The organism is Amycolatopsis palatopharyngis, assembly GCF_003385185.1.
Lineage (GTDB): Bacteria > Actinomycetota > Actinomycetes > Mycobacteriales > Pseudonocardiaceae > Amycolatopsis > Amycolatopsis palatopharyngis.
In genome coordinates this window covers 41,289-60,566 of record NZ_PQHZ01000016.1, presented here as the reverse complement: position 1 = coordinate 60,566, position 19,278 = coordinate 41,289, and the positions used below count along the sequence as shown (strand labels likewise).

Genomic DNA, 19,278 nt, shown 5'->3' with positions numbered 1-19,278 from the left:
TCTCAGCTCTGGTACACAAGTTCACCGCCGACGACGGTGCCCAGCACACGGACCGAGTCGAGGTTGGCCTCGTCGGTCGGATCGGCGGACAACGCCACGAAGTCGGCCAGTTTGCCGGGCTCGAGGGTGCCGAGGTCCCGTTCGCGAAACGCCGCGTAGGCGGACCCTTCGGTGTAGGCGCGCAGCGCCTCGGCCGCGGTGAGGCACTCGTCCGCCCCGAGCAGGTGCCCACCGGCCGTTTGCCTGCGCACCAGGTCTGCGAGGCCGAGCAGGGGAGCTCCGTTGACCACCGGGCGGTCGGAGCTGGCCGGGAGCATGCAGCCGGCGTCCAGGAAGCTGCGGCCCCGGTAGCACCATGCTTCCCGTTCGGGGCCGAGCGCTTCACGCATACCGTCGCCGATCTCGTTGACGAACCGGCCCTGCGGCACGGGGATCAGTTCCAGCTGGGCGAGCCGGTGCAGCTCGGCGGGCGGGAGCACACCACAGTGCTCGATGCGGTGGCGATGTCCGGCGCGCGGGTGCGCGGTCAGCGCCGCGGTGTAGGCGTCCAGCACCGCGGTGACCGCCCTGTCCCCGATCGCATGCGTGGCGATCTGCCAGCCCGCCGCGTGTGCCCGCAGGATGGTCTCGGCCAACTCCTCCTCCGGAAGCTGGAAGTAGCCCCGGTTGCCCGGCTCGCCTGCGAAGTCGTCGTGCATCGCAGAGGTGCGGCCGATCAGCGAGCCGTCGGCGAAGATCTTCATCGGCCCGATCCGCAGCCATTCGTCGCCGAAACCGCTGCGCAGTCCCAGGTCCAGGGAGAACGCCACGTCGTCGGCCGGGTCGTGCTCGAGTTCGTGGAGCACACTCGAGGCGACCATCAGCGTGGAGCGCACGTGCAGCGTGCCCTCGTCGCGGGCACGCTGGTAGGCCGCCACCTCGCAGGGCGTCTCTCCGACGAGGCCGCCGCCGACTCCCGCCTCCTGCACGCTGGTGATGCCCTCGGCGAGGAACTGCCTGCCCGCTCTGTCGATCGCGCGAGCGACGGTGGCTATCGGCGTCGGGTAGATCAGCGGGCGAAGCAGGAGCTGGGCCTGTTCCCGCAACAGGCCGGTCGGTACGCCATCGGCGTCGCGGACCAGATCGCCACCGACCGGCACGTTCGCCAGGTCGAGCTGGTCGAGCACGCGGGAGTTCACCACGGACATGTGTCCCGACGTGTGCTTCAGGCGTACGTGGTGCTCCGGGGCGGCTCGGTCGAGGCCCTGCCGGGTCGGGTGTCCACCCACGAGCTTGTTCTGGTCGTATCCGCTGCCGACGATCCAGCCGCCCTTTGGCTCGCTCGCGGCCCTGCGGGCGACGGCGGCGTAGACGTCTTCGACGCTCGCGCAGTGGGCGGGCCCGAGCGGAACCTCGTCGAGGGTCATCCCGAACCACGCCATGTGGTTGTGCGCGTCGTGGAAGCCGGGCACCACGGTCGCGCCGTCGAGGTCGATACGCCTGCGTGCGGTGAGTTCCGCCGCCTCGTCGCCGAGCGCGACGATTCGGCCGTGCAGCACGGCCAGTGCGCGCACCGGCTGCCACGGGGTGAGGAACCGCGCGTTCTCGTAGACCGCATCAACTCGCATGGGCGCCAACTCTATCGATCGATCGATCGGATGGCTAGGCTCCTGCCATGACCTCTGTACCGAGCACCGTCGAACTCGCCGTGGACGGCGGCGTCGCCGTCGTCCGGCTGAACCGCCCGCAGCGACTCAACGCGGTCGTGCCAGAACTAGTCGATGACCTGCTGGCCGTCCTGCGTACGGCCGGCGCGGACCCAGAGGTCCGCGCGGTCGTACTGACCGGGAGGGGCCGCGCGTTCTGTGCAGGCCACGATCTCAAGGAGCCGCCCGCGCAAGGAGACTCACGGGCACGGCTGGAACGGCTGCAGGACGTCACCCGCTGCCTGCGCGGGCTGCGCCAGCCGGTGATCGCCGCCGTGCACGGCTACGCGATCGGCGCAGGAGCCGAGTTCGCCCTCGGCTGCGACCTCGTGCTCGCCGCCGAGGACGCGGTGTTCGCCTTCCCCGAGGCGGGCCTCGGGCTGAGCGTCACCGGCGCCGCGTCTCGCCTGCTGCCGCTGCTGGTCGGCCCGCTCAAGGCGAAGCAACTGCTGCTGCTCGGCGAGCGGATCGACGCCGAGACCGCCGCGAAACTGGGGCTGGTGAACGAGGTACTGCCCGGCGACGAGCTACTCGAGCAGGCACTCACCTGGGCACGCAAGGTGGCCGAGCACCCCGTTTCTTCGGTGGCGCTCGCCAAACGCGCGTTGGACCAGGGCATCGACAGCTCGCTGGAAACCGCGCTGGAACTCGAGATCAGCCATGCTCTGGTCACCGAGCACTCGGCAGAGGTCGCCGAGTCCTCCGCCAGGTTCCGGTCCCGTTCCGGAGCCGACCGATGAGCCCAGCAGGCCTCGACGACGTGCACGACCTCGCCACCCTGCTGGACAGGGCTGTCGAAATCTGGCCGGACAAGGACGCCTGGGTCTTCGATGCCACCGGCGAGCGCTTCACTTTCGCCGAGGTGGGCGACCGGAGCGCCGAACTCGCCGCCGCGCTCGCCGAGACCGGGGTGCGGCCAGGCGATCGGGTGGCCGTGATGCTGCGCAACCAGCCTGAGTTCCCACTGCTCTGGCTGGCGCTGGCGAAACTCGGCGCCGCGCTCGTCCCGGTGAACATCAACTACCGGGAACTGGACGGAAGACACGTGCTGGCACACTCCGGTGCCCGGTTCGCCGTCACCACACCGGAGTTCCACGAGCTGCTCACCACCATCGCCGAAGGCACGGCTGTACTGCGGGTGCTCGACGTGGCCGAGCTGACGTCGCGGACAGCGGCCCCGGAGTTCCATCCGGTCGGGGAGTCAACGGCCAATATCCAGTACACCTCCGGCACCACGGGCGCACCAAAGGGATGCGTGCTGCCGCACAGTTACTGGACGACCCTCGCCAGGGGGCTGGTCACGGAGTTTCCCTCGATCCAAGACGATGACGTACTGCTCACGGCCCAGCCGTTTCACTACATCGATCCACAGTGGAACGTCGCGGTGGGGCTCGCCTCCGGCGCGACACTGGTGGTGCTGGACCGGTTCCATCCCTCGACGTTCTGGGCCAAGGTGCGCGAGCACGGCGTCACCTGGTTCTACTGCCTCGGCCTGATGCCCACATTGCTACTGCGTGTTCCGGAGTCCGAGGAGGACCGTCGGCACCGGGTAAGGGCGATCAGCGCCTCAGCGATTCCCCGCGACCTGCACGCCGAGCTGGAGCGACGCTGGGCAGCTCCGTGGCACGAGGCCTTCGGCATGACCGAGACCGGCGGCGACATCCGGGTTTCCGCGGCGGATCACCGCGACGCGGTCGGCACCGGCTGCCTGGGCAGGCCGGTTCCCGGGCGGGAGGTGCTGATCGCCGACGAACACGGCCGCGCGCTCCCGCGTGGCGAGACCGGCGAGTTGCTGATTCGGGGCGTGGGGCTGATGCACGGCTACCACGAGGACCAGGAAGCGACCGAGCGGGCGTTCCGGGGCGGCTGGTTCCATACCGGCGATCTGGCCACGATGGACACCGAAGGCCGGGTGTACTACGTCGGCCGCACGAAGGACATGATCCGGCGCAGCGGCGAGAACGTGTCGGCCGACGAGGTGGAACGCGCCCTCATGTTGCACCCCGAGGTACGCCTGGCCGCGGTGATCGCGGTCCCGGACGAGATTCGCGGCGAGGAGATCAAGGCGTACGTGGTGCTCGACGGCGAGCACGACGTGTCCACGCTGCCACCCACCGAGCTCGCCGAGTTCTGTGCGGAGAAACTGGCCTACTTCAAGGTTCCGCGCTACTGGGCCTACGTCGAGGAGTTGCCGATGACACCGTCGGAGCGGGTCGCCAAGGGCGAACTGCGCCGGGCGGGACCGGATCTGCGGGTGGGCTCCTACGACAGGACGGACGGCACGTGGCGGTGAAGGACCCGGTACCGAGCCGGGAACGCGTGCGCCGGGCCGCGCTGAAACTCTTCGCGACACGAGGGTTTCACGGCACCGGGATCCGAGATCTGGCGCAGGAGGCGAACCTGTCCTCCGCCAGCCTCTACCACTACATGGGCACAAAGGAGGCGTTGCTGGCCGAGCTCATGCGGGAGTCGCTGGTGTCGCTGCTCGGCTCGGCCCGCGCCGCCGTGGCCGGTATCACCGATCCGAGGGAGCGGCTACGCGTGCTCGTCGCCCTGCACGTGACCACGCATGCGACACAGCCCGACGAGACGCGCGTGGTGGACAACGAGGTGCGATCCCTCTCACCCGAATCCCAGCAGGCCGTCATCCGATTGCGCGACAGTTACGAGACGCTCTGGGCCGAGGCCATCGACGACGGTGTCCGCAGCGGGATCTTCCACACGGACGAACCCACGGTCAGCAGGCTGGCGTTGCTGGAGATGTGCAACGGCGTGGCCAGGTGGTATTCGCCCAGCGGCCCGTTGTCTCTGGAGCAGCTGTCCCGGCACTACGCCACGCTCGCATTGGGTGCACTCGGCGCGTCCGGGTCAGCGGAGCCGGCCGGAAAATCCCCCTGAACAGGGGTGGAGGTGAGGTCGGCAGCGTGTTGGGCCCCGCTAACGCTTGCCCCGGCAGCGATGCTGGGGGACGCTCGAAGGGTGACTGAGGAAACGATCCAACTGGAACTCACCGAATCGGGCCTCGCACCTGGACTTCCGGTGCCGACCGACCCTCGGGACCAGGTACAGGATGTGCCTTATCGCCCGGTCGAGTTCCGCGATGATGATCTACCTGCGGCCCTGGAACGTTGCGCCGGGTGGCTTCGGGACGCACAGCGTTGGCTGGGTGAACCCGTGGACGTTATCGCCATCCACCTGGACTACGACGAGCGGGAAGGTTCGCCGTACTACGACCTGAAACTGCTCTGCAACGAAGAAGATCTGGCAGGCGTTCCCCTGGCACTACGCGCACGCAAGGACGACTGAGAACCTGACCATCGCCCACCTCGGGAGCTGCTGACGCTCCCGAGGTGGGCCATGACGGCTTCCGCTCCGCTCAGCCCAGCGCGCCACTGACCTTGGCGTGCCCCTTCAACAGGTTTCGCGCGATTGTGCGGCGCTGGATCTCGTCGGTGCCCTCGTAGATGCGCAGCAGGCGCAGTTCCCGGTACCACCGCTCGATCGGCAGTTCGCGTGTGTAGCCCATGCCACCGTGAATCTGCATCACCCGGTCGACGATCTCGTTGGCCTTCACGCCGCCGTACAGCTTCGCCATCGACTGTGCGTGCCGGGAATCCAGGCCGGAGTCGACCTGCCAGGCCGCGTGCAGGACGAGCCAGCGCAGTGCCTCGAGTTCGACACCGGAGTCCGCGATCATCCATTGGATAGCCTGCCGTTCGGCGATCGGCGCGCCGAACGTCTCCCTGGTGTTCGCGTGCTCGATCGCCATCGTCAGCAGCCGCTCACAGGAACCGATCGCCCTGGCGGGCAGCAGGTATCGGCCACGGCCGATCCACTGCATCGCCAGCGCGAAGCCCTGACCCAGCTCACCGAGGATCTGACTCTCCGGCACCCGGACGTCCTCGAAGACCAGGGCCGCCGGGCCCCACTCGCCCATCGTGTCGATGTACTCCGAGCGCCAGCCCATCTCCCGGTCCACGAGGAAGCAGGTAACGCCGCCGTCGGCGCCCTTTTCCGGATCCGTGATGGCGAACACCATCGCGAAGTCCGCCTCATTACCGCCGGTGATGAAGGTCTTCTCACCGTTGATGATCCAGTCCGTGCCGTCCTTCTTGGCGGACGTACGAATGTTCTTGGCGTCGGAGCCCGCACCCGGCTCGGTGATGGCGAAACAGGACTTCCGCTCGCCGGAGATGGTGGGCAGCAGGTAGCGCTCGCGCTGCTCTTCGTTGCCGTGAAACAGAATGTTGTCAGCGGAGCCGCCGAACTGGAACTGCACGAACGTGCGACCCAGCTCCGCCTCCAGCAGCGCGGTCATGACCGCGGACAGGCCCATACCGCCGTAGGACTCGGGGGTCTGCACTCCCCAGAAGCCCGACTCCTTGGCCTTGAGCTGCAACTCGGTCAGCTCGTCCCTGGTCAGCCCCGGCTCGCCTGCCCGCTCCCTGCGCAGCACCTCCTGCTCGCGGGGAACGAGTTCACGCTGGACGAACGTACGCACCCAGTCGCGTACCTCGCGCTCTTCGACACTGAGACTGAAATCCATGGGGCACGGCTCCTTCGACTACCCGGCGGTCGCGCAACTAAGCGGTCGCTTAGTACTGACCGTAACGTATGCCGAGCACTGGCGGCAGTCCCCGGTCTGCCCGTACGTTCGTCTGGTGATCGACTGCGCCGTCTGGTGGGCCACCCCGGTCGCCCGTACCGACGAGTTCCTCCCACTGCTCAGCCCTTTGGAGGCCGAGCGATACGACGGCTACCGGCAGGAGCTGGACCAGCGACGTTTCCTGACCGGCCGGGTACTGGCCAAAACGCTCGTCGCGGCTCGGCTCGGCATCGCCCCCGAAACCGTGACGTTCGACGCCACCTGCGCGGACTGTGGCAAACACCACGGCCCGCCGCGCCTGCCGGACGCCCCGGTGCGGTTCTCGATCTCCCATTCCGGGGAACGAGTCGGCATCGCGCTGACCGAGGACACCCCGGTCGGTCTCGACGTCGAGGCCGCGAACCGGCGCGCCGAGGACTCCCTGATCGACTACGCGCTCAGCGAGACGGAGCGGCGCACCGTGCACGCACTACCTGAGGACGAGCGCGCGGACGCCTTCTTCACCTACTGGGCCCGCAAGGAGGCGGTACTGAAGGCCACCGGCAAGGGTCTGCGGCTCCCGCTGCGCAGCATCACTCTCACTCCGCCGAGTGAACTCGCGGGCCTGCTCAGCTCGACCGACGACTCGCTCACCCCGGAGAGCACCAGGCTGGCCGACCTCACACCGGGCCCCGGGTACCGCGCGGCCGTCGCCCTGCTCACCGAGCAGGAGATCGCCGTGACCGAGCACCACTGGTCACCGGCCTAGGGCGTGTCTGATGGATCCGGAAAGCGGATCCGTCGGACACACCCTAGAAGTCCAGTTCCAGCCCCATCGCGTGCAGCAGGGTCTGGAACTTCGCCGAGGTTTCCGCGAGTTCCGCATGCGGCTCGGAGTCGGCGACGATCCCGCCACCGGCGTACATCCGCAGCCCGTGCCCGGCGACCTCGGCGCAGCGGATCGCGACCGCCCACTCACCGTCGCCCCTGGCGTCCACCCAGCCGACGGCCCCGGCGTAGTACCCCCGGTCGAACGGCTCGAGCTTGCCGACGAGTTCCCTTGCGAAACCCGTCGGTGTGCCGCAGATCGCCGGTGTCGGGTGCAGGGCCGCGGCCAGACGCAACGCTGTCACATCGGGATCGACGAGTTCGCCGCTGATCGTGGTGCGCAGATGCCATACGGCCGGCGTCGCCACGAGCGAGGGCTTCGCGGGCACGTGTAGTTCCCGGCAGAACGGCCCCAGCGTCTGCACCACGGCCTCGACGAGCACCGCGTGCTCGGCGTGGTCCTTCGCCGAGGCCAGCAGGGCCTTCGCGTTGGCCGCGTCCGTCTCCGGGTCGTCCGATCGCGGGGCCGATCCCGCATGTGGGTGCGCGAGCACCGAGCGGCCGGTGCGGGAGATCAGCAGCTCCGGGGTGGCACCGACAAGGTTGCGCCCATCGGGCAGACCTGCGGCGTAGGTATAGCCATTGGGGTTGTCGAGCACCAGGTTGCGCAGGATCGTCGCGGGATCGACGGGATCGGCGAACTCGATGTCCAGCGCACGGGCGAGCACGACCTTGCGCAGCTCGCGATGGCGCAACATCGTGATGGCCCTGGAAACGGCTTCGACGTGCCGGGCGGGTTCGGGAACGGAGTGCGCGCCGATGGGAATGCCGACGGCGCGGCGAGGCAGGCCGATGACGCCGGGATGCGCGGGCCCCGCGGAACGGACGCGCTCGGGCAGCACGATTCGACCTGGAGCGCCCGCGGTCGCCGTGGTGTCGAAGGGCAGCGCTCCCGCGGCGAAACCAGCCGCGGAGCCAGCCAGCGCGGTCGCGGTGTTCTCGCTCAGCCGAACAGCGTCGGTGTCGGTGAACTCGGTCGTCTCCCCCGCGCCCAGCAGTGTGTGCCGGGTGGTAGCGAGGAAGAAGTCGCCAGCCGTGTAGTCGTCGAGCAGCTCTCGTGCGGTCGCCGCCTGCTGCTCGACACCCTCCTGCGTCACGCTCACCGACCTCAGCTCCTTCACGCGCGGGATTTCCGCACCCGTCCAGTTCAGCATGCACCCCTACGGGTGAAATGCCGGACCGGACGGCCAGTGAGGTCGGTCATGGTGCCGCAGGAGCGCAGGCTTGTTTCTCGCGCGGGCCGGGGTGCTGGACACCCCGGCCGCGCGCGAGTTCGAAACGCTCCTGGTCGGGCTACTTCAGCGCGTCGAGCAGAGCTTCGCGCTGGCGCTCACCGAGGCCGGCAGCACGCCGGTCGGGGTCGATGCCGGCCTGCTCGAGCAGGGCCGCCACCTTGACCGCGCCAAGACCCGGTACGGCCTTGAGTAGCTGGGTGACCTTGGTCTTGCCGATCGTCTTGTCTTCCTTGGCCCGCTTGAGCACCTTGTCGATGCTCTCCTTGCCGGACTTGATCGACGCAAGCAGCTCGGAGCGCGCCTTGCGAGCCTCGGCCGCCTTGGCCAGGGCGTCCGCACGCTGCTCCGGAGTCAACGTAGGCAGAGCCAACGCACTAGTCCTTCCTTCTCAGGTGTCCACCTCACGCCCGGCACCAGAACGGTGAAATCCGGGCGGAGGCCCTCAGTGGCGACAAGCAGCCACCAATGCTTGCAACTGCAAGCGCTGGTAGGACCGCCCTGCCACGGCCCCAGTAAACGCCACCTGCGGTTCGCGCGTGACACCGACACGCATAAATGACCCGGTAGAGCACAACCCGCCACAGCACCACTACCTGCTGCAACCTGCGGATCGGTCTATCACTCGGCCCAGTGGGCCGACGCAACGCTTGTGCATCGTGCACATGCCTCGTATGCCCGAGTCGCATTAGAGTCGCCCGTGACTTGGTTCACTGAGGAGTCTTGAGCAAGACACTGTCGAGCGAGCAACGATGCGGGAGTCACGATGTTGAGCACCATGCAGGACGCACAGCTGTCACTGGCGGATCTGCTCCGCCACGGCACTACCGTCCACTCCGAGAGCGAGGTCCTCACCTGGACGGGCTCGGAATCCCGCCGTAGGACGTTCGGGGAGATCGGCGAGCGTTCGGCCAAGCTGGCGAACGCGCTTCGCGGCCTGGGCGTGGACGGGGACCAGCGGGTCGGCACGTTCATGTGGAACAACGCCGAACACCTCGAGGCCTATCTCGCGATTCCGGCGATGGGTGCCGTACTGCACACCCTGAACATCCGCCTGTTCCCCGAGCAACTGGTCTTCGTCGCCAATCACGCGGAGGACCACGCGATCATCGTGGACGGCACGCTCGTGCCGTTGCTGGCCAAGCAGCTGCCGGAGATGAAAACCGTCAAGCACGTGATCGTGGCCAACGGCGACCCCTCGACCCTGCAGGCCCCGGACTCGATCCAGGTGCACTCGTACGAGGAGCTGCTCGCGGCCGCACCGGACACCTTCGACTGGCCGGTCGTGGACGAGCGCTCGGCCGCGGCGATGTGCTACACGTCGGGAACGACCGGCGACCCGAAGGGTGTCGCCTACTCGCACCGGTCCATCTGGCTGCACTCCATGCAGGTATGCATGAGCGACAGCATGCGCCTCTCGCAGGCGGACAAATCGCTGGCGATCGTGCCGATGTTCCACGCGATGTCCTGGGGACTGCCCTACGCCGCGCTGATGGTCGGCGCCTCACTGGTCATGCCGGACCGGTTCCTGCAGCCGGGCCCGATCGCGGAGATCCTGGCGGCGGAGAAGCCGACCATGGCGGCCGCCGTACCGACCATCTGGCAGGGACTGCTGGCCCACCTGGACGCCAACCCGCAGGACATCTCGCATGTCCGGGAGGTCGTGGTCGGCGGATCCGCCGCGCCGCCCGCGATGATGCACGCCTTCGAGGAGCAGTACGACGTCCCGGTGCTGCATGCCTGGGGCATGACCGAGACCTCGCCGCTGGGCAGCGTCGCCCGCCCACCCGCTTCGGTGAGCGGGCAGGAGGCGTGGGCATACCGCTATACGCAGGGCCGGTTCCCGGCCTCCGTGCGCGCCAGGCTGATCGGCGACTCCGGCGAGGAGATGCCGTGGGACGGCGAGAGCGTCGGCGAACTCGAGGTACAGGGCCCGTGGATCGCTGGTTCGTACTACGGCGGCGAGTCGGTCGACCCGGAGAAGTTCCACGAGGGCTGGCTGCGCACCGGTGACGTCGGCAAGATCACCCCGGACGGCTTCCTGACCCTGACCGACCGCGCAAAGGACGTGATCAAGTCCGGCGGCGAGTGGATCTCGTCGGTGGACCTGGAGAACGCCGTGATGGGGCACCCCGCCGTCGCGGAGGCCGCGGTGATCGGTGTGCCGGACGAGAAGTGGGACGAGCGCCCACTGGTCGCGGTCGTCGTGCGCGAGGGCCAGAACGTCACGGCCGCCGACCTGCGGGAGTTCCTGGCCGACAAGGTCGCCAAATGGCAGCTGCCGGAGAACTGGACCTTCGTCGAGGAGGTGCCGAAGACCAGCGTCGGCAAGTTCGACAAGAAGCGTCTGCGCGCCTTCCACTCCGAGGGCAAGCTCGACATCAGCCGCCTCTGACTGGCCGCCGCAGCCGCCTCAAGGGGTTCCCCAATGTGGCTTTCGGGAACTTGAACGTCCCCAATGCCACATTGGGGAACCCCCACCCCCGCAAAACGTGACGAAATTTCGCGTTTGGCTTCCCCGGTGTTCACCGCTCGGTTAGCCTCGGACGGCACTGTGTTCGCACCGACACCGTTCGTAGCTGACTGGGGAGTGCCGTGGCCGAGCTGACTCGAAGAGGATTCGTCACCGCCGCCGGGTTGTCCGGCGCCGGACTGCTTCTGTGCACCCCGGCAGCGAGCGCGATCGACAGGGCGCTGCGGGAGACCACCCGGCGCACGATCGCGCCCTCGGGCACCACGCTGGAGTCGGTGGCTACGCCGGTAAGCCCGGGGCCGGGTTACACCCGCCTCACCTCTGGACCGGGCTGGCCGGTCGTCGTGCGGCAGGATCTCACACCAGCCAAGGCCGGCCGGGACGACCGGCGCACCGCAGTCGCCTCCTTCGTCCAGTTCACCGACCTGCACATCACCGACACCCAGTCCCCGGTCCGGTTCGAGTACCTGCACTCCTTCACCGGATCCGCCCACCGTCCACAAGAGACATTGGGGGTGGTGTCGACGGCCTCCCTGGTGAACCGGGTCAACGCACTGGCAGGCGGGCCGTTCACCGGTCGCCCACTGGACTTCATGATGACCACGGGGGACAACACCGACAACCACGAGCAGGTCGAACTCTCCTGGTTCCTCGACCTGCTGAACGGTGGCAGCATCACCCCCAACACGGGCGATCCGAACAGGTACGAGGGCGTACAGGACTCCGGATCCGCGCACTACTGGAATCCCGGCACCGTCCTGCGGGACGAGTACACCGAGAAGGGTTTCCCGCACCTGCCCGGCCTGCTCGACGCGGCGATCACGCGGTTCTCCTCGCCAGGTCTGGACATCCCCTGGTACTGCACGTTCGGCAACCACGACAACACCCCGGTCGGCACACTGCCCGCCAACCTTCCCGGCATCGAGTACTTCTACACCGGCCGACGCAAGGTGATCGGCAAGGACGAGCGCACGTCCAGGACACTGGCCGCCGCGATGAAGAAGCCGGGCGGAACGCTTCCGATCGCCGAACTCTTCAGCGGCGGCGGCACGATCCGCGAGATCACCCCCGACGAGCGGCGCACCCCGTTCGGTACCGCCGAATTCGTGCAGGCGCACCTTGACCCCGCCAATGCCGGCCCCGGCCCGAACGGTCACGGCTTCACCGAGGCCAACGCCGACGGCCGCGAGGTGTACTACACGTTCCAGATCGCCCCCGGCATCACCGGAATCAGTCTCGACACCACAACTCTGGCAGGGTTCGCCGACGGCTCGATCGGCCTGGCCCAGTACCTCTGGGTCGAGCGAACCCTGCGTCGCGCCAGTTCCACCTACTACAACTTCTGGGGCCGCAAGGTCACGCAGAACGTCAGCGACGAGCTGTTCGTTCTCTTCAGCCATCACACGAGCGACACGATGGGCAACGTCCTGCCGGACTCGCGCAGTCCGCTCGACCCGAGGCTGAACGGGGACACCTTCGCCGGAATGCTCAACCGGTTCCCGAACGTGCTCGCCTGGGTCAACGGCCACACACACCTGAACAGGGTCGTCGCGCACCAGGGAAACACGCCCGCACAAGGGTTCTGGGAGATCAACACCGCCTCGCATGTGGACTTCCCCCAGCACGCGCGCGTGCTCGAGTTCGCCGACAACGCCGACGGCACGCTGTCGCTGTTCACCACGCTGGTCGAGTCCGATGCTCCCTACTCCGCGAGCTACGACGACACCTCACCCGGCGCGCTGGCCTCGTTGTACCGCGAACTGTCGTACAACGACGTACATGCGGAACCAGGCCGGGTGGGCGGCACGGCAGACCGCAATACCGAACTACTACTGGTGCACCCGTTGCGCTGACGCCACCGCGATTACCCCAGAGGTAATGGACGCACCTCTGCCTGCCCCGGCAGGCTGGCGGGCATGGACACCGAAGGCACCGCACTCTTCCACCGCACCATGCCGTTCACCGAACGCCTCGGCGTACGGGTACTCGAACATGCCGCCGAACTCGTGCGCAGCAGTGTGGCGTGGGACGAGACGCTCTGCACGCTCGGTGGTGTGTTGCATGGCGGCGTGCTCATGTCGCTGGCCGACGCCAACGCGGCAGTGTGCGCGTTCCTGAACCTGCCGGACGGCGCACAGGGCACCACCACGATCGAGTCGAAGACCAACTTCCTGCGTGCGGTGCGCTCCGGAGAAGCCGTCGCGTCCTCCCGGCCACTACACGTGGGCCGCAGGATCATCGTGGTGGAGACCGAGATTCACGACGACCACGACACCCTGATCGCGAAGGTCACCCAGACACAGGCCGTGCTCGGTTAGTCCAGACAGAGGTTTACAACCAGTGGATTTAGGGTGAAAATCCTCCACTATCTTGCAAGTGCGAAGAGTGGAGCGACATGCGCGGACGTGCCCTCACGATGATGCTGGTCCTGGCCATGGCGGCGATGGCCGTGCCCGCGACAGCACAGCCGTCCGGCATCCGAGCGAGTGCGGCGGCGAGCGGGGAAGAATCGATCGACTATCACGAGTGGGCTTCCAGCAGGGATTTCGCGGCGGGCTCGCGCGAGGGCGTCTCCCCCGGCGCCGGCGGGCTCAGAATCACTCACCCCTCGGGCACGGTCCAGCGCAGCGAACCCGCACTCGGCACCACCCGGACCTATGAGTTCGGCACCTGGACCTCGCCGAGCTACGAACCCGGTTTCGACGCGACCGAGCTCGTGGCCTCCTGGAACGCCCGTACCCCACGTAAAACGTGGTTGCAGGTGGAAGCCAGCGCCAGGACAGCGAACGGGAACGAGACCAACTGGTACGTGCTCGGCCAATGGGCCCACGGCGACGGCGACATCCAGCGCACCACCGTCGCGGGCCAACGCGACGAGCACGCCAGTGTCTTCGTCGACACACTGGCCACCAAGACAGGTGTGACCCTGCGGTCCTACCGTCTGCGAGTGACCCTCTACCGCGAACAGGGCAGCAGGGCGACCCCGATGGTGAGCGCCGTCGGCGCGATGACCTCCGCGGTGCCCGATCGGTTCGAGGTACCCACCTCCACCCCCGGTGCGGCGCGCGGAATCGAGCTTCCCGTACCACGCTACGCGCAGAACATCCACAAAGGACAGTATCCGGAGTACGGCGGGGGCGGGCAGAACTGGTGCAGCCCGACGGCCACCCAGATGGTGATCGAATACTGGGGCCGTAAGCCGAGTCAGCGAGAGCTGTCCTGGATCCCGGCCGGATACACCGATCGAAGTGTCGCGCACGCGGCTCGGCACACCTACGACTACTCCTATGAGGGCACCGGAAACTGGCCGTTCAACACCGCCTATGCGGCACACTACGGGCTACGCGGGCACATCACCCGCCTGCACTCACTGGCCGAACTGGAAGGCTACATCGCCAGGGGCATCCCGGTGATCACCTCGCAGTCCTTTCTGGAGAGTGAACTGGACGGGGCGGGATACGGCACCGCGGGACACATCATGGTCGTCGTCGGGTTCACCGAAGACGGTGACGTGATCGCGAACGATCCAGCCTCGAACAGCAACGCGGGCGTGCGTAACGTGTACGACCGCGCGCAGTTCGAGACGATCTGGCAGCGAACGCAACGCCTCGATGCGGACGGTGACGTGGCGGGCGGACCAGGCGGGATCGTCTACCTGATCAATCCCTGACCAGGGTTCTGCTCGAGCGGTCAGAGGCAGCCGCTCGCCGCGACGACAGAACGCGCCGAATCGCGTGCGGGCCGATACGCTCGACCAGGACAACCCAGGCGTCCACGAACGGTGAAGACAGTGGTCGACGATGTGGATCACCATTAAAGTGTGACAAATGGAGACTAAACGTCACAGTGAACGTGGCCCGGGTAGCGCACTGTCCGATACGCGTTCCCGGCCCGCCGCCTCTCGCGTCTCCGACGACGTTCTGCTCGACGCGGCCCGCTCATGCGTGCTCGACAAGGGCGTGCGCCGCACCACCCTTGCCGAGATCGCCCGTACCGCCCGTGTCAGCCGCATGACGTTGTACCGCCGGTTCCCGGACGTCCGCAGCGTCCTCGCCGCGTTGATGACCAGGGAGTTCGGCACCCTCCTGCGCGGTACCACCGCCGGAGCGGCCACCGCGGACACCGCGCGGCAGCGGCTGGTGGACAGTGCGGTCGCCGCCGTGCGCGCACTGGTCACCGACCCGTTGATGCGAACGGTGCTCGACCTCGACGCCGAACTCGTCATGCCGTACGTCGTGCAGCGTCTTGGCGCCACCCAGCGCCTAGCCGAGCAGGTGCTGACCGCCCAGGTCACGGCGGGACACCAGGACGGCTCCATCCGGGGTGCGGACAGTGCCGTACAGGTGCGCGCGGTACTGCTCGTGGTCCAGTCGTTCGTCCTCTCGCTCCGGCCTGCGACCACCGACGTCGACAAGGGGGCGCTGCTGGCGGAACTCCGGCATCTCCTGGACGCCACCCTGCGCCCGGAGCCCGGAACATGATCCACGGCTCGCTCAACGCCCGCCGCAGACGGCGTGAGCTCGATCGGCTGGCCTGCGGCGAGACGGTCGACGTACTGGTGGTGGGCGGCGGGGTGACCGGCGCAGGGATCGCGCTGGACGCGACTTCGCGGGGGCTTTCGGTCGCCCTGATCGAGGCCGACGATCTGGCATTCGGCACCTCCCGCTGGTCCAGCAAACTGGTCCACGGTGGCCTGCGTCATCTCGCCAGGGGCAATGCCGCGCTCGCCCACGAGACCGCCGTCGAACGACACATCCTGATGGCCAGAACAGCCCCGCACCTGACCCATCCGCTGGGACAACTGCTTCCGTTGCTGCCCGGGACATCCCGGGCGGAGCGCGCACGCGTCACAGCGGGTCTGCTCGCGGGAGACGCGCTGCGCCGCGCGGCAGGCACACCGGCAGACGTGCTGCCCCGGCCGAGAACGATTCCACCGGTCGAGGCGCTCGCACTCGCACCCGGCCTGCACCGCGGCGGCCTGCGCGGCGGGCTGCTGTCCTACGAAGGCGCTCTCACCGACGACGCCAGGCTGGTGGTCTCCCTCGCCAGAACCGCCGCGGCGTTCGGAGCCAGGATCCTCCCGCGGGTTCGGGCGAACGACGTGGACCGAGACAACGTGCACGCCACCGATGAACTGACCGGCGAGTCACTCGAACTGCACGCACGGCAGGTGGTGAACGCGACGGGTGTGTGGGCAGGAACGCTGGTCCCCTCGGTGCGGTTGTCCACTTCCCGCGGATCCCACCTGGTGCTCGACACCGGCGCTACCGGGCTCGGTGGTACCGCTGTGCTGGTGCCGGTCCCCGGCGAGCGCGACCGGTTCGTGCTGCTGCTGCCCCAGCCCGGCGGCAGGTTGTACCTCGGGCTCACCGACGAGCCGGTGCCGGTCGATTCACCGGACGCCGCCGTGGTTCCACAGTCTGATGTGGACTTTCTACTCGCCACCGCGTCCACCGTCCTGGAACGGGATCTCACCGAGGCAGACGTGCTGGGCCGCTACGCGGGCCTGCGACCGCTGATCCACACCCACGGACGAACGGTGGACCTGTCCAGGAAGCATGCCGTGCTCACCTCGCCGGAGGGCGTACTCACCGTGGTGGGTGGCGACCTCACCACCTACCGCGGAATGGCCGAGGACGCCGTCGACGCGGCGGTCTCGGCGGCCGGACTGCCTGCGGGCCCGGTCCGCACCCGCTGGCTACCACTGCTGGGCGCCACCAGGAGGGACCGGCTGCCCTCGGTGCAGGCACCGGCACGGCTGGTGGAGAAGTACGGGATCGAGGCACTCCGGGTCGCCGCCCCTGGCGAACTGGACCCGGACCTCGCAGAACCGCTGTTTCCCGGCTGTGCGGTCACCGCGGCCGAGGTGGTGTGGGCGGTCCGGCACGAGGGCGCGCTCGACTCGGGGGATGTCCTCGACCGCAGGACCCGGCTCGGTCTCGTGGCGGACGAACGCGCCGCGGCCGAACCCGCGGTGGCGGACCTCGTACGGCGATCGTTGATCGGCCTCGAGGACGACCCAAGCCGGCCACCTTCGTGACGGATCGGGATCGCCACGACACGTCGGGCGAAAGTTGACCTTTTATCGCGTTTTTGCCAACGTACGGCTGTAAGGAGGGTTCGAAACCGAACTCGCTGGGGACCGGAGACATACTCCATATCAAGTTGGGCACGATTCTGTGTACCTGCAGGACGCGATGCCGGGCTCACGACCTCATAGACCTCGCGATTGTGCAAGGAGAGAATTCCCGTGCCAGACAACACGCTGGAGATCGATCAGATCTCCAAGCGGTACGGCGACATCGTCGCCCTCGACTCGGTCAGCTTCGACGTCCGGCCAGGTGAACTGTTCGGTTTCGTCGGCAGCAACGGCGCCGGAAAGACCACGACGATGCGCATCGCGCTCGGTGTGCTCGCCGCCGACTCCGGGGAGGTCCGGTACGACGGCAGGCCCGTCGATCACGAGATCCGGACGCGCATCGGATACATGCCCGAGGAGCGCGGGCTCTACCCGAAGATGAAGGTGCTCGACCAGCTCGTCTATCTGGCACAACTGCACGGCCTCAGCGCCAACGAGGCGCACAAGAGCGCGGAGGAATGGATCGTCCGGCTCGGGCTGCGGGAACGACGCGGGGACGAGGTCCAGAAGCTCAGTCTCGGTAACCAGCAGCGGGTACAGCTCGCGGCCGCCCTCGTGCACCACCCCGCCGTCCTGGTGCTCGACGAACCCTTCTCCGGTCTGGACCCGCTCGCGGTGGACGTGATGAGTCAGGTGCTCCGGGAAAAGGCGGCGGGTGGCGTCCCGGTGGTGTTCTCCAGCCACCAGCTCGATCTGGTCGAACGGCTCTGCGACCGGGTCGGGATCATCCGCGCGGGCAGTCTCGTCGCGGCGGGAACCGTCGATGAACTCACCACGACCGCCGCGACCCAGCTCACCGTGCGAGCTCCCCAGGCGCCCGAGGGCTGGGCGGCCCAGCTGCCCGGCGTTCGCGTGTTGTCGGAGAACGGCTCCGGCACCCTGCTAGAGCTGTCACCGGAGGCCGACGACCAGGCGGTGCTCAACGCCGCACTCGCCACCGGCCCGGTCACCGAGTTCAGCAGGCGCCGGCCCTCGCTGACCGAACTGTTCCGCAGCGCCGTCTCCGACGACACCGACTCCACGGAAGGAGCGGCCCGAGCATGAGCACTCCCACGACGACTCAGCCGCCCGGAAACAGCCGAGCCGTCCGGCCCATGACCGCGGTCCGCCTGGTTGCCCAGCGCGAGCTGAACACGAGACTGCGCACCAGATCCTTCGTGATCGGTACGGCCGTGATCCTGCTGGTCCTCGCCGGATATTTGCTACTACAGGCCTCACTGTTCAGCGATATGGACAAGAAGGAGGTCGGGCTGGCCGGGCAGGCCGCCGGTATCGAAGCACCACTGCGCGCGCAGGCCGAGGAGCTTGGCCAAGACATCGAGACAACCCAAGTGTCCAGTGTGGAGGCAGCACGCGAGCAGGTCGAGAACGGCGACTTGGACGCGGTGATATCCGGCAGTGGCGCCGATCTGCAGGTGCTGGTCAAGTCCGAACTGGACCAAGAGCTGCAGATCCTGCTCAACTCGATCTCGCAGAACGAGGTGCTGAGCGCGAAACTCGCGGAGGCGGGCGTCAATCCGTCCCAGGTGCTGAGCGAGGTGGGCGCGGCCCAGGTCTCCGTCACCACGATCGAACCCGAGGACCCCGAACGCGGTCAGCGGATGGCAATCGGGCTGATCATGGTTTTCCTGCTCTACATGAGCATCATCACCTACGGCAGCCTCGTCGCGCAGGGTGTTGTCGAGGAGAAGGCCAGCCGCGTCGTGGAGATCCTGCTCTCCACCGTGCGCCCCTGGCACCTACTGCTCGGCAAGGTGATCGGGCTCGGTCTGGTCGGGCTCAGTCAGTTGCTCATCCTGGCAGGCGCCGGACTCGTGATGGCGAGCGCGACGGGCGTACTGACGCTGTCCGGGGTGGCCATGAGCGCGATTCTCTGGGGCCTGCTCTGGTATCTGCTCGGGTTCTTCCTCTACGCCACGATTTTCGCCGGGGCCGGCTCGCTGGTCTCCCGGCAGGAGGACGTGCAGTCGGTGGTGACGCCCGTGTCCATGGTGCTGATCATCGGCTTCATCGTGGGCCTCAACCTGATGATCCAGGATCCGGAGGGGACGGGAACCGAGGTCCTTTCGATGATCCCGTTGCTGTCGCCGGTACTGATGCCCGGCCGCATCGCCGCGGGATCCGTGGCCGGTTGGGAGATCGCGGTGTCGATCCTGTTGACCGCCGCCACGGTCGCGTTGTTCACCTGGCTCAGTGGCAAGGTCTACCGCAACGCGGTTCTGCGAACCGGCAGTCGCGTCAAACTCTCCGATGCGCTGCGCGGCTGAGTTTTCGTT

17 protein-coding genes are annotated in these 19,278 nt (G+C 67.8%); 13 read left to right on the top strand and 4 right to left on the bottom strand.

What is annotated here, in order from left to right:
* Positions 1-2: 2 nt before the first annotated feature.
* Positions 3-1,607, bottom strand: a complete 1,605-nt coding sequence (locus D0C15_RS14765; protein ID WP_116045448.1) for an amidohydrolase — start codon at positions 1,605-1,607, stop codon at positions 3-5.
* A 47-nt stretch (positions 1,608-1,654) separates the two neighbouring features.
* On the opposite strand from D0C15_RS14765, the gene D0C15_RS14760 reads away from it, so the two are divergent.
* The 4 genes from D0C15_RS14760 to D0C15_RS14745 all read left to right on the top strand — a co-directional run bounded on the left by D0C15_RS14760 (position 1,655) and on the right by D0C15_RS14745 (position 4,991).
* The gene (locus D0C15_RS14760; RefSeq protein ID WP_116045446.1) at positions 1,655-2,425 is read left to right on the top strand and encodes an enoyl-CoA hydratase/isomerase family protein; all 771 of its coding nucleotides are present in this window, start codon (positions 1,655-1,657) and stop codon (positions 2,423-2,425) included.
* The gene (locus tag D0C15_RS14755) at positions 2,422-3,978 is read left to right on the top strand and encodes an AMP-binding protein (RefSeq protein ID WP_116045443.1); all 1,557 of its coding nucleotides are present in this window, start codon (positions 2,422-2,424) and stop codon (positions 3,976-3,978) included. Before D0C15_RS14760 ends, D0C15_RS14755 begins: the two co-directional genes overlap by 4 nt.
* Positions 3,969-4,583 (top strand): TetR/AcrR family transcriptional regulator, encoded by a 615-nt coding sequence (locus tag D0C15_RS14750; protein ID WP_245975802.1) that lies wholly within the window; start codon positions 3,969-3,971, stop codon positions 4,581-4,583. Before D0C15_RS14755 ends, D0C15_RS14750 begins: the two co-directional genes overlap by 10 nt.
* A gap of 81 nt (positions 4,584-4,664) precedes the next feature.
* Entirely contained in the window at positions 4,665-4,991 is a 327-nt protein-coding gene (locus D0C15_RS14745; protein ID WP_091675088.1) for a hypothetical protein, read from the top strand.
* 70 nt (positions 4,992-5,061) lie between these two features.
* On the opposite strand, the gene D0C15_RS14740 is transcribed toward D0C15_RS14745, so the two are convergent.
* Positions 5,062-6,231, bottom strand: a complete 1,170-nt coding sequence (locus D0C15_RS14740) for an acyl-CoA dehydrogenase family protein (protein ID WP_116045441.1) — start codon at positions 6,229-6,231, stop codon at positions 5,062-5,064.
* Between the two features lie 115 nt (positions 6,232-6,346).
* Here D0C15_RS14740 and D0C15_RS14735 point away from each other — a divergent pair, with 115 nt between their 5' ends.
* The gene (locus D0C15_RS14735) at positions 6,347-7,039 is read left to right on the top strand and encodes a 4'-phosphopantetheinyl transferase family protein (protein WP_116045439.1); all 693 of its coding nucleotides are present in this window, start codon (positions 6,347-6,349) and stop codon (positions 7,037-7,039) included.
* Positions 7,040-7,082: 43 nt separating this feature from the next.
* Here D0C15_RS14735 and D0C15_RS14730 read toward each other — a convergent pair whose 3' ends face one another.
* Both D0C15_RS14730 and mihF read right to left on the bottom strand, forming a co-directional pair.
* Positions 7,083-8,261, bottom strand: coding sequence for an isochorismate synthase (locus tag D0C15_RS14730; protein WP_245975800.1), 1,179 nt, complete (start codon positions 8,259-8,261; stop codon positions 7,083-7,085).
* A gap of 190 nt (positions 8,262-8,451) precedes the next feature.
* Positions 8,452-8,763: an integration host factor, actinobacterial type gene (gene mihF / locus D0C15_RS14725; RefSeq protein WP_116045434.1), complete on the bottom strand. Its 312-nt coding sequence runs from the start codon at positions 8,761-8,763 to the stop codon at positions 8,452-8,454.
* Positions 8,764-9,156: 393 nt separating this feature from the next.
* Between mihF and D0C15_RS14720 the strand changes: the two genes are divergently transcribed.
* The 8 genes from D0C15_RS14720 to D0C15_RS14685 all read left to right on the top strand — a co-directional run bounded on the left by D0C15_RS14720 (position 9,157) and on the right by D0C15_RS14685 (position 19,269).
* On the top strand, positions 9,157-10,785 hold the full coding sequence (locus D0C15_RS14720; protein WP_116045431.1) for a long-chain fatty acid--CoA ligase: 1,629 nt from the start codon (positions 9,157-9,159) through the stop codon (positions 10,783-10,785).
* 200 nt (positions 10,786-10,985) lie between these two features.
* Positions 10,986-12,716: a TIGR03767 family metallophosphoesterase gene (locus D0C15_RS14715; RefSeq protein ID WP_116045428.1), complete on the top strand. Its 1,731-nt coding sequence runs from the start codon at positions 10,986-10,988 to the stop codon at positions 12,714-12,716.
* A gap of 63 nt (positions 12,717-12,779) precedes the next feature.
* Positions 12,780-13,181, top strand: coding sequence for a PaaI family thioesterase (locus D0C15_RS14710; RefSeq protein ID WP_116045425.1), 402 nt, complete (start codon positions 12,780-12,782; stop codon positions 13,179-13,181).
* 77 nt (positions 13,182-13,258) lie between these two features.
* Complete coding sequence (locus D0C15_RS14705) at positions 13,259-14,533, top strand: C39 family peptidase (RefSeq protein ID WP_116045423.1); 1,275 nt, start codon at positions 13,259-13,261, stop codon at positions 14,531-14,533.
* A gap of 157 nt (positions 14,534-14,690) precedes the next feature.
* Positions 14,691-15,344, top strand: a complete 654-nt coding sequence (locus D0C15_RS14700) for a TetR/AcrR family transcriptional regulator (RefSeq protein ID WP_116045420.1) — start codon at positions 14,691-14,693, stop codon at positions 15,342-15,344.
* Complete coding sequence (locus D0C15_RS14695) at positions 15,341-16,903, top strand: glycerol-3-phosphate dehydrogenase/oxidase (RefSeq protein ID WP_116045417.1); 1,563 nt, start codon at positions 15,341-15,343, stop codon at positions 16,901-16,903. The genes D0C15_RS14700 and D0C15_RS14695 overlap by 4 nt, the downstream gene beginning before the upstream one ends.
* A 210-nt stretch (positions 16,904-17,113) precedes the next feature.
* Entirely contained in the window at positions 17,114-18,046 is a 933-nt protein-coding gene (locus tag D0C15_RS14690; RefSeq protein ID WP_116045415.1) for an ABC transporter ATP-binding protein, read from the top strand.
* Positions 18,043-19,269: an ABC transporter permease gene (locus tag D0C15_RS14685; protein WP_116045412.1), complete on the top strand. Its 1,227-nt coding sequence runs from the start codon at positions 18,043-18,045 to the stop codon at positions 19,267-19,269. The genes D0C15_RS14690 and D0C15_RS14685 overlap by 4 nt, the downstream gene beginning before the upstream one ends.
* Positions 19,270-19,278 lie beyond the last annotated feature (9 nt).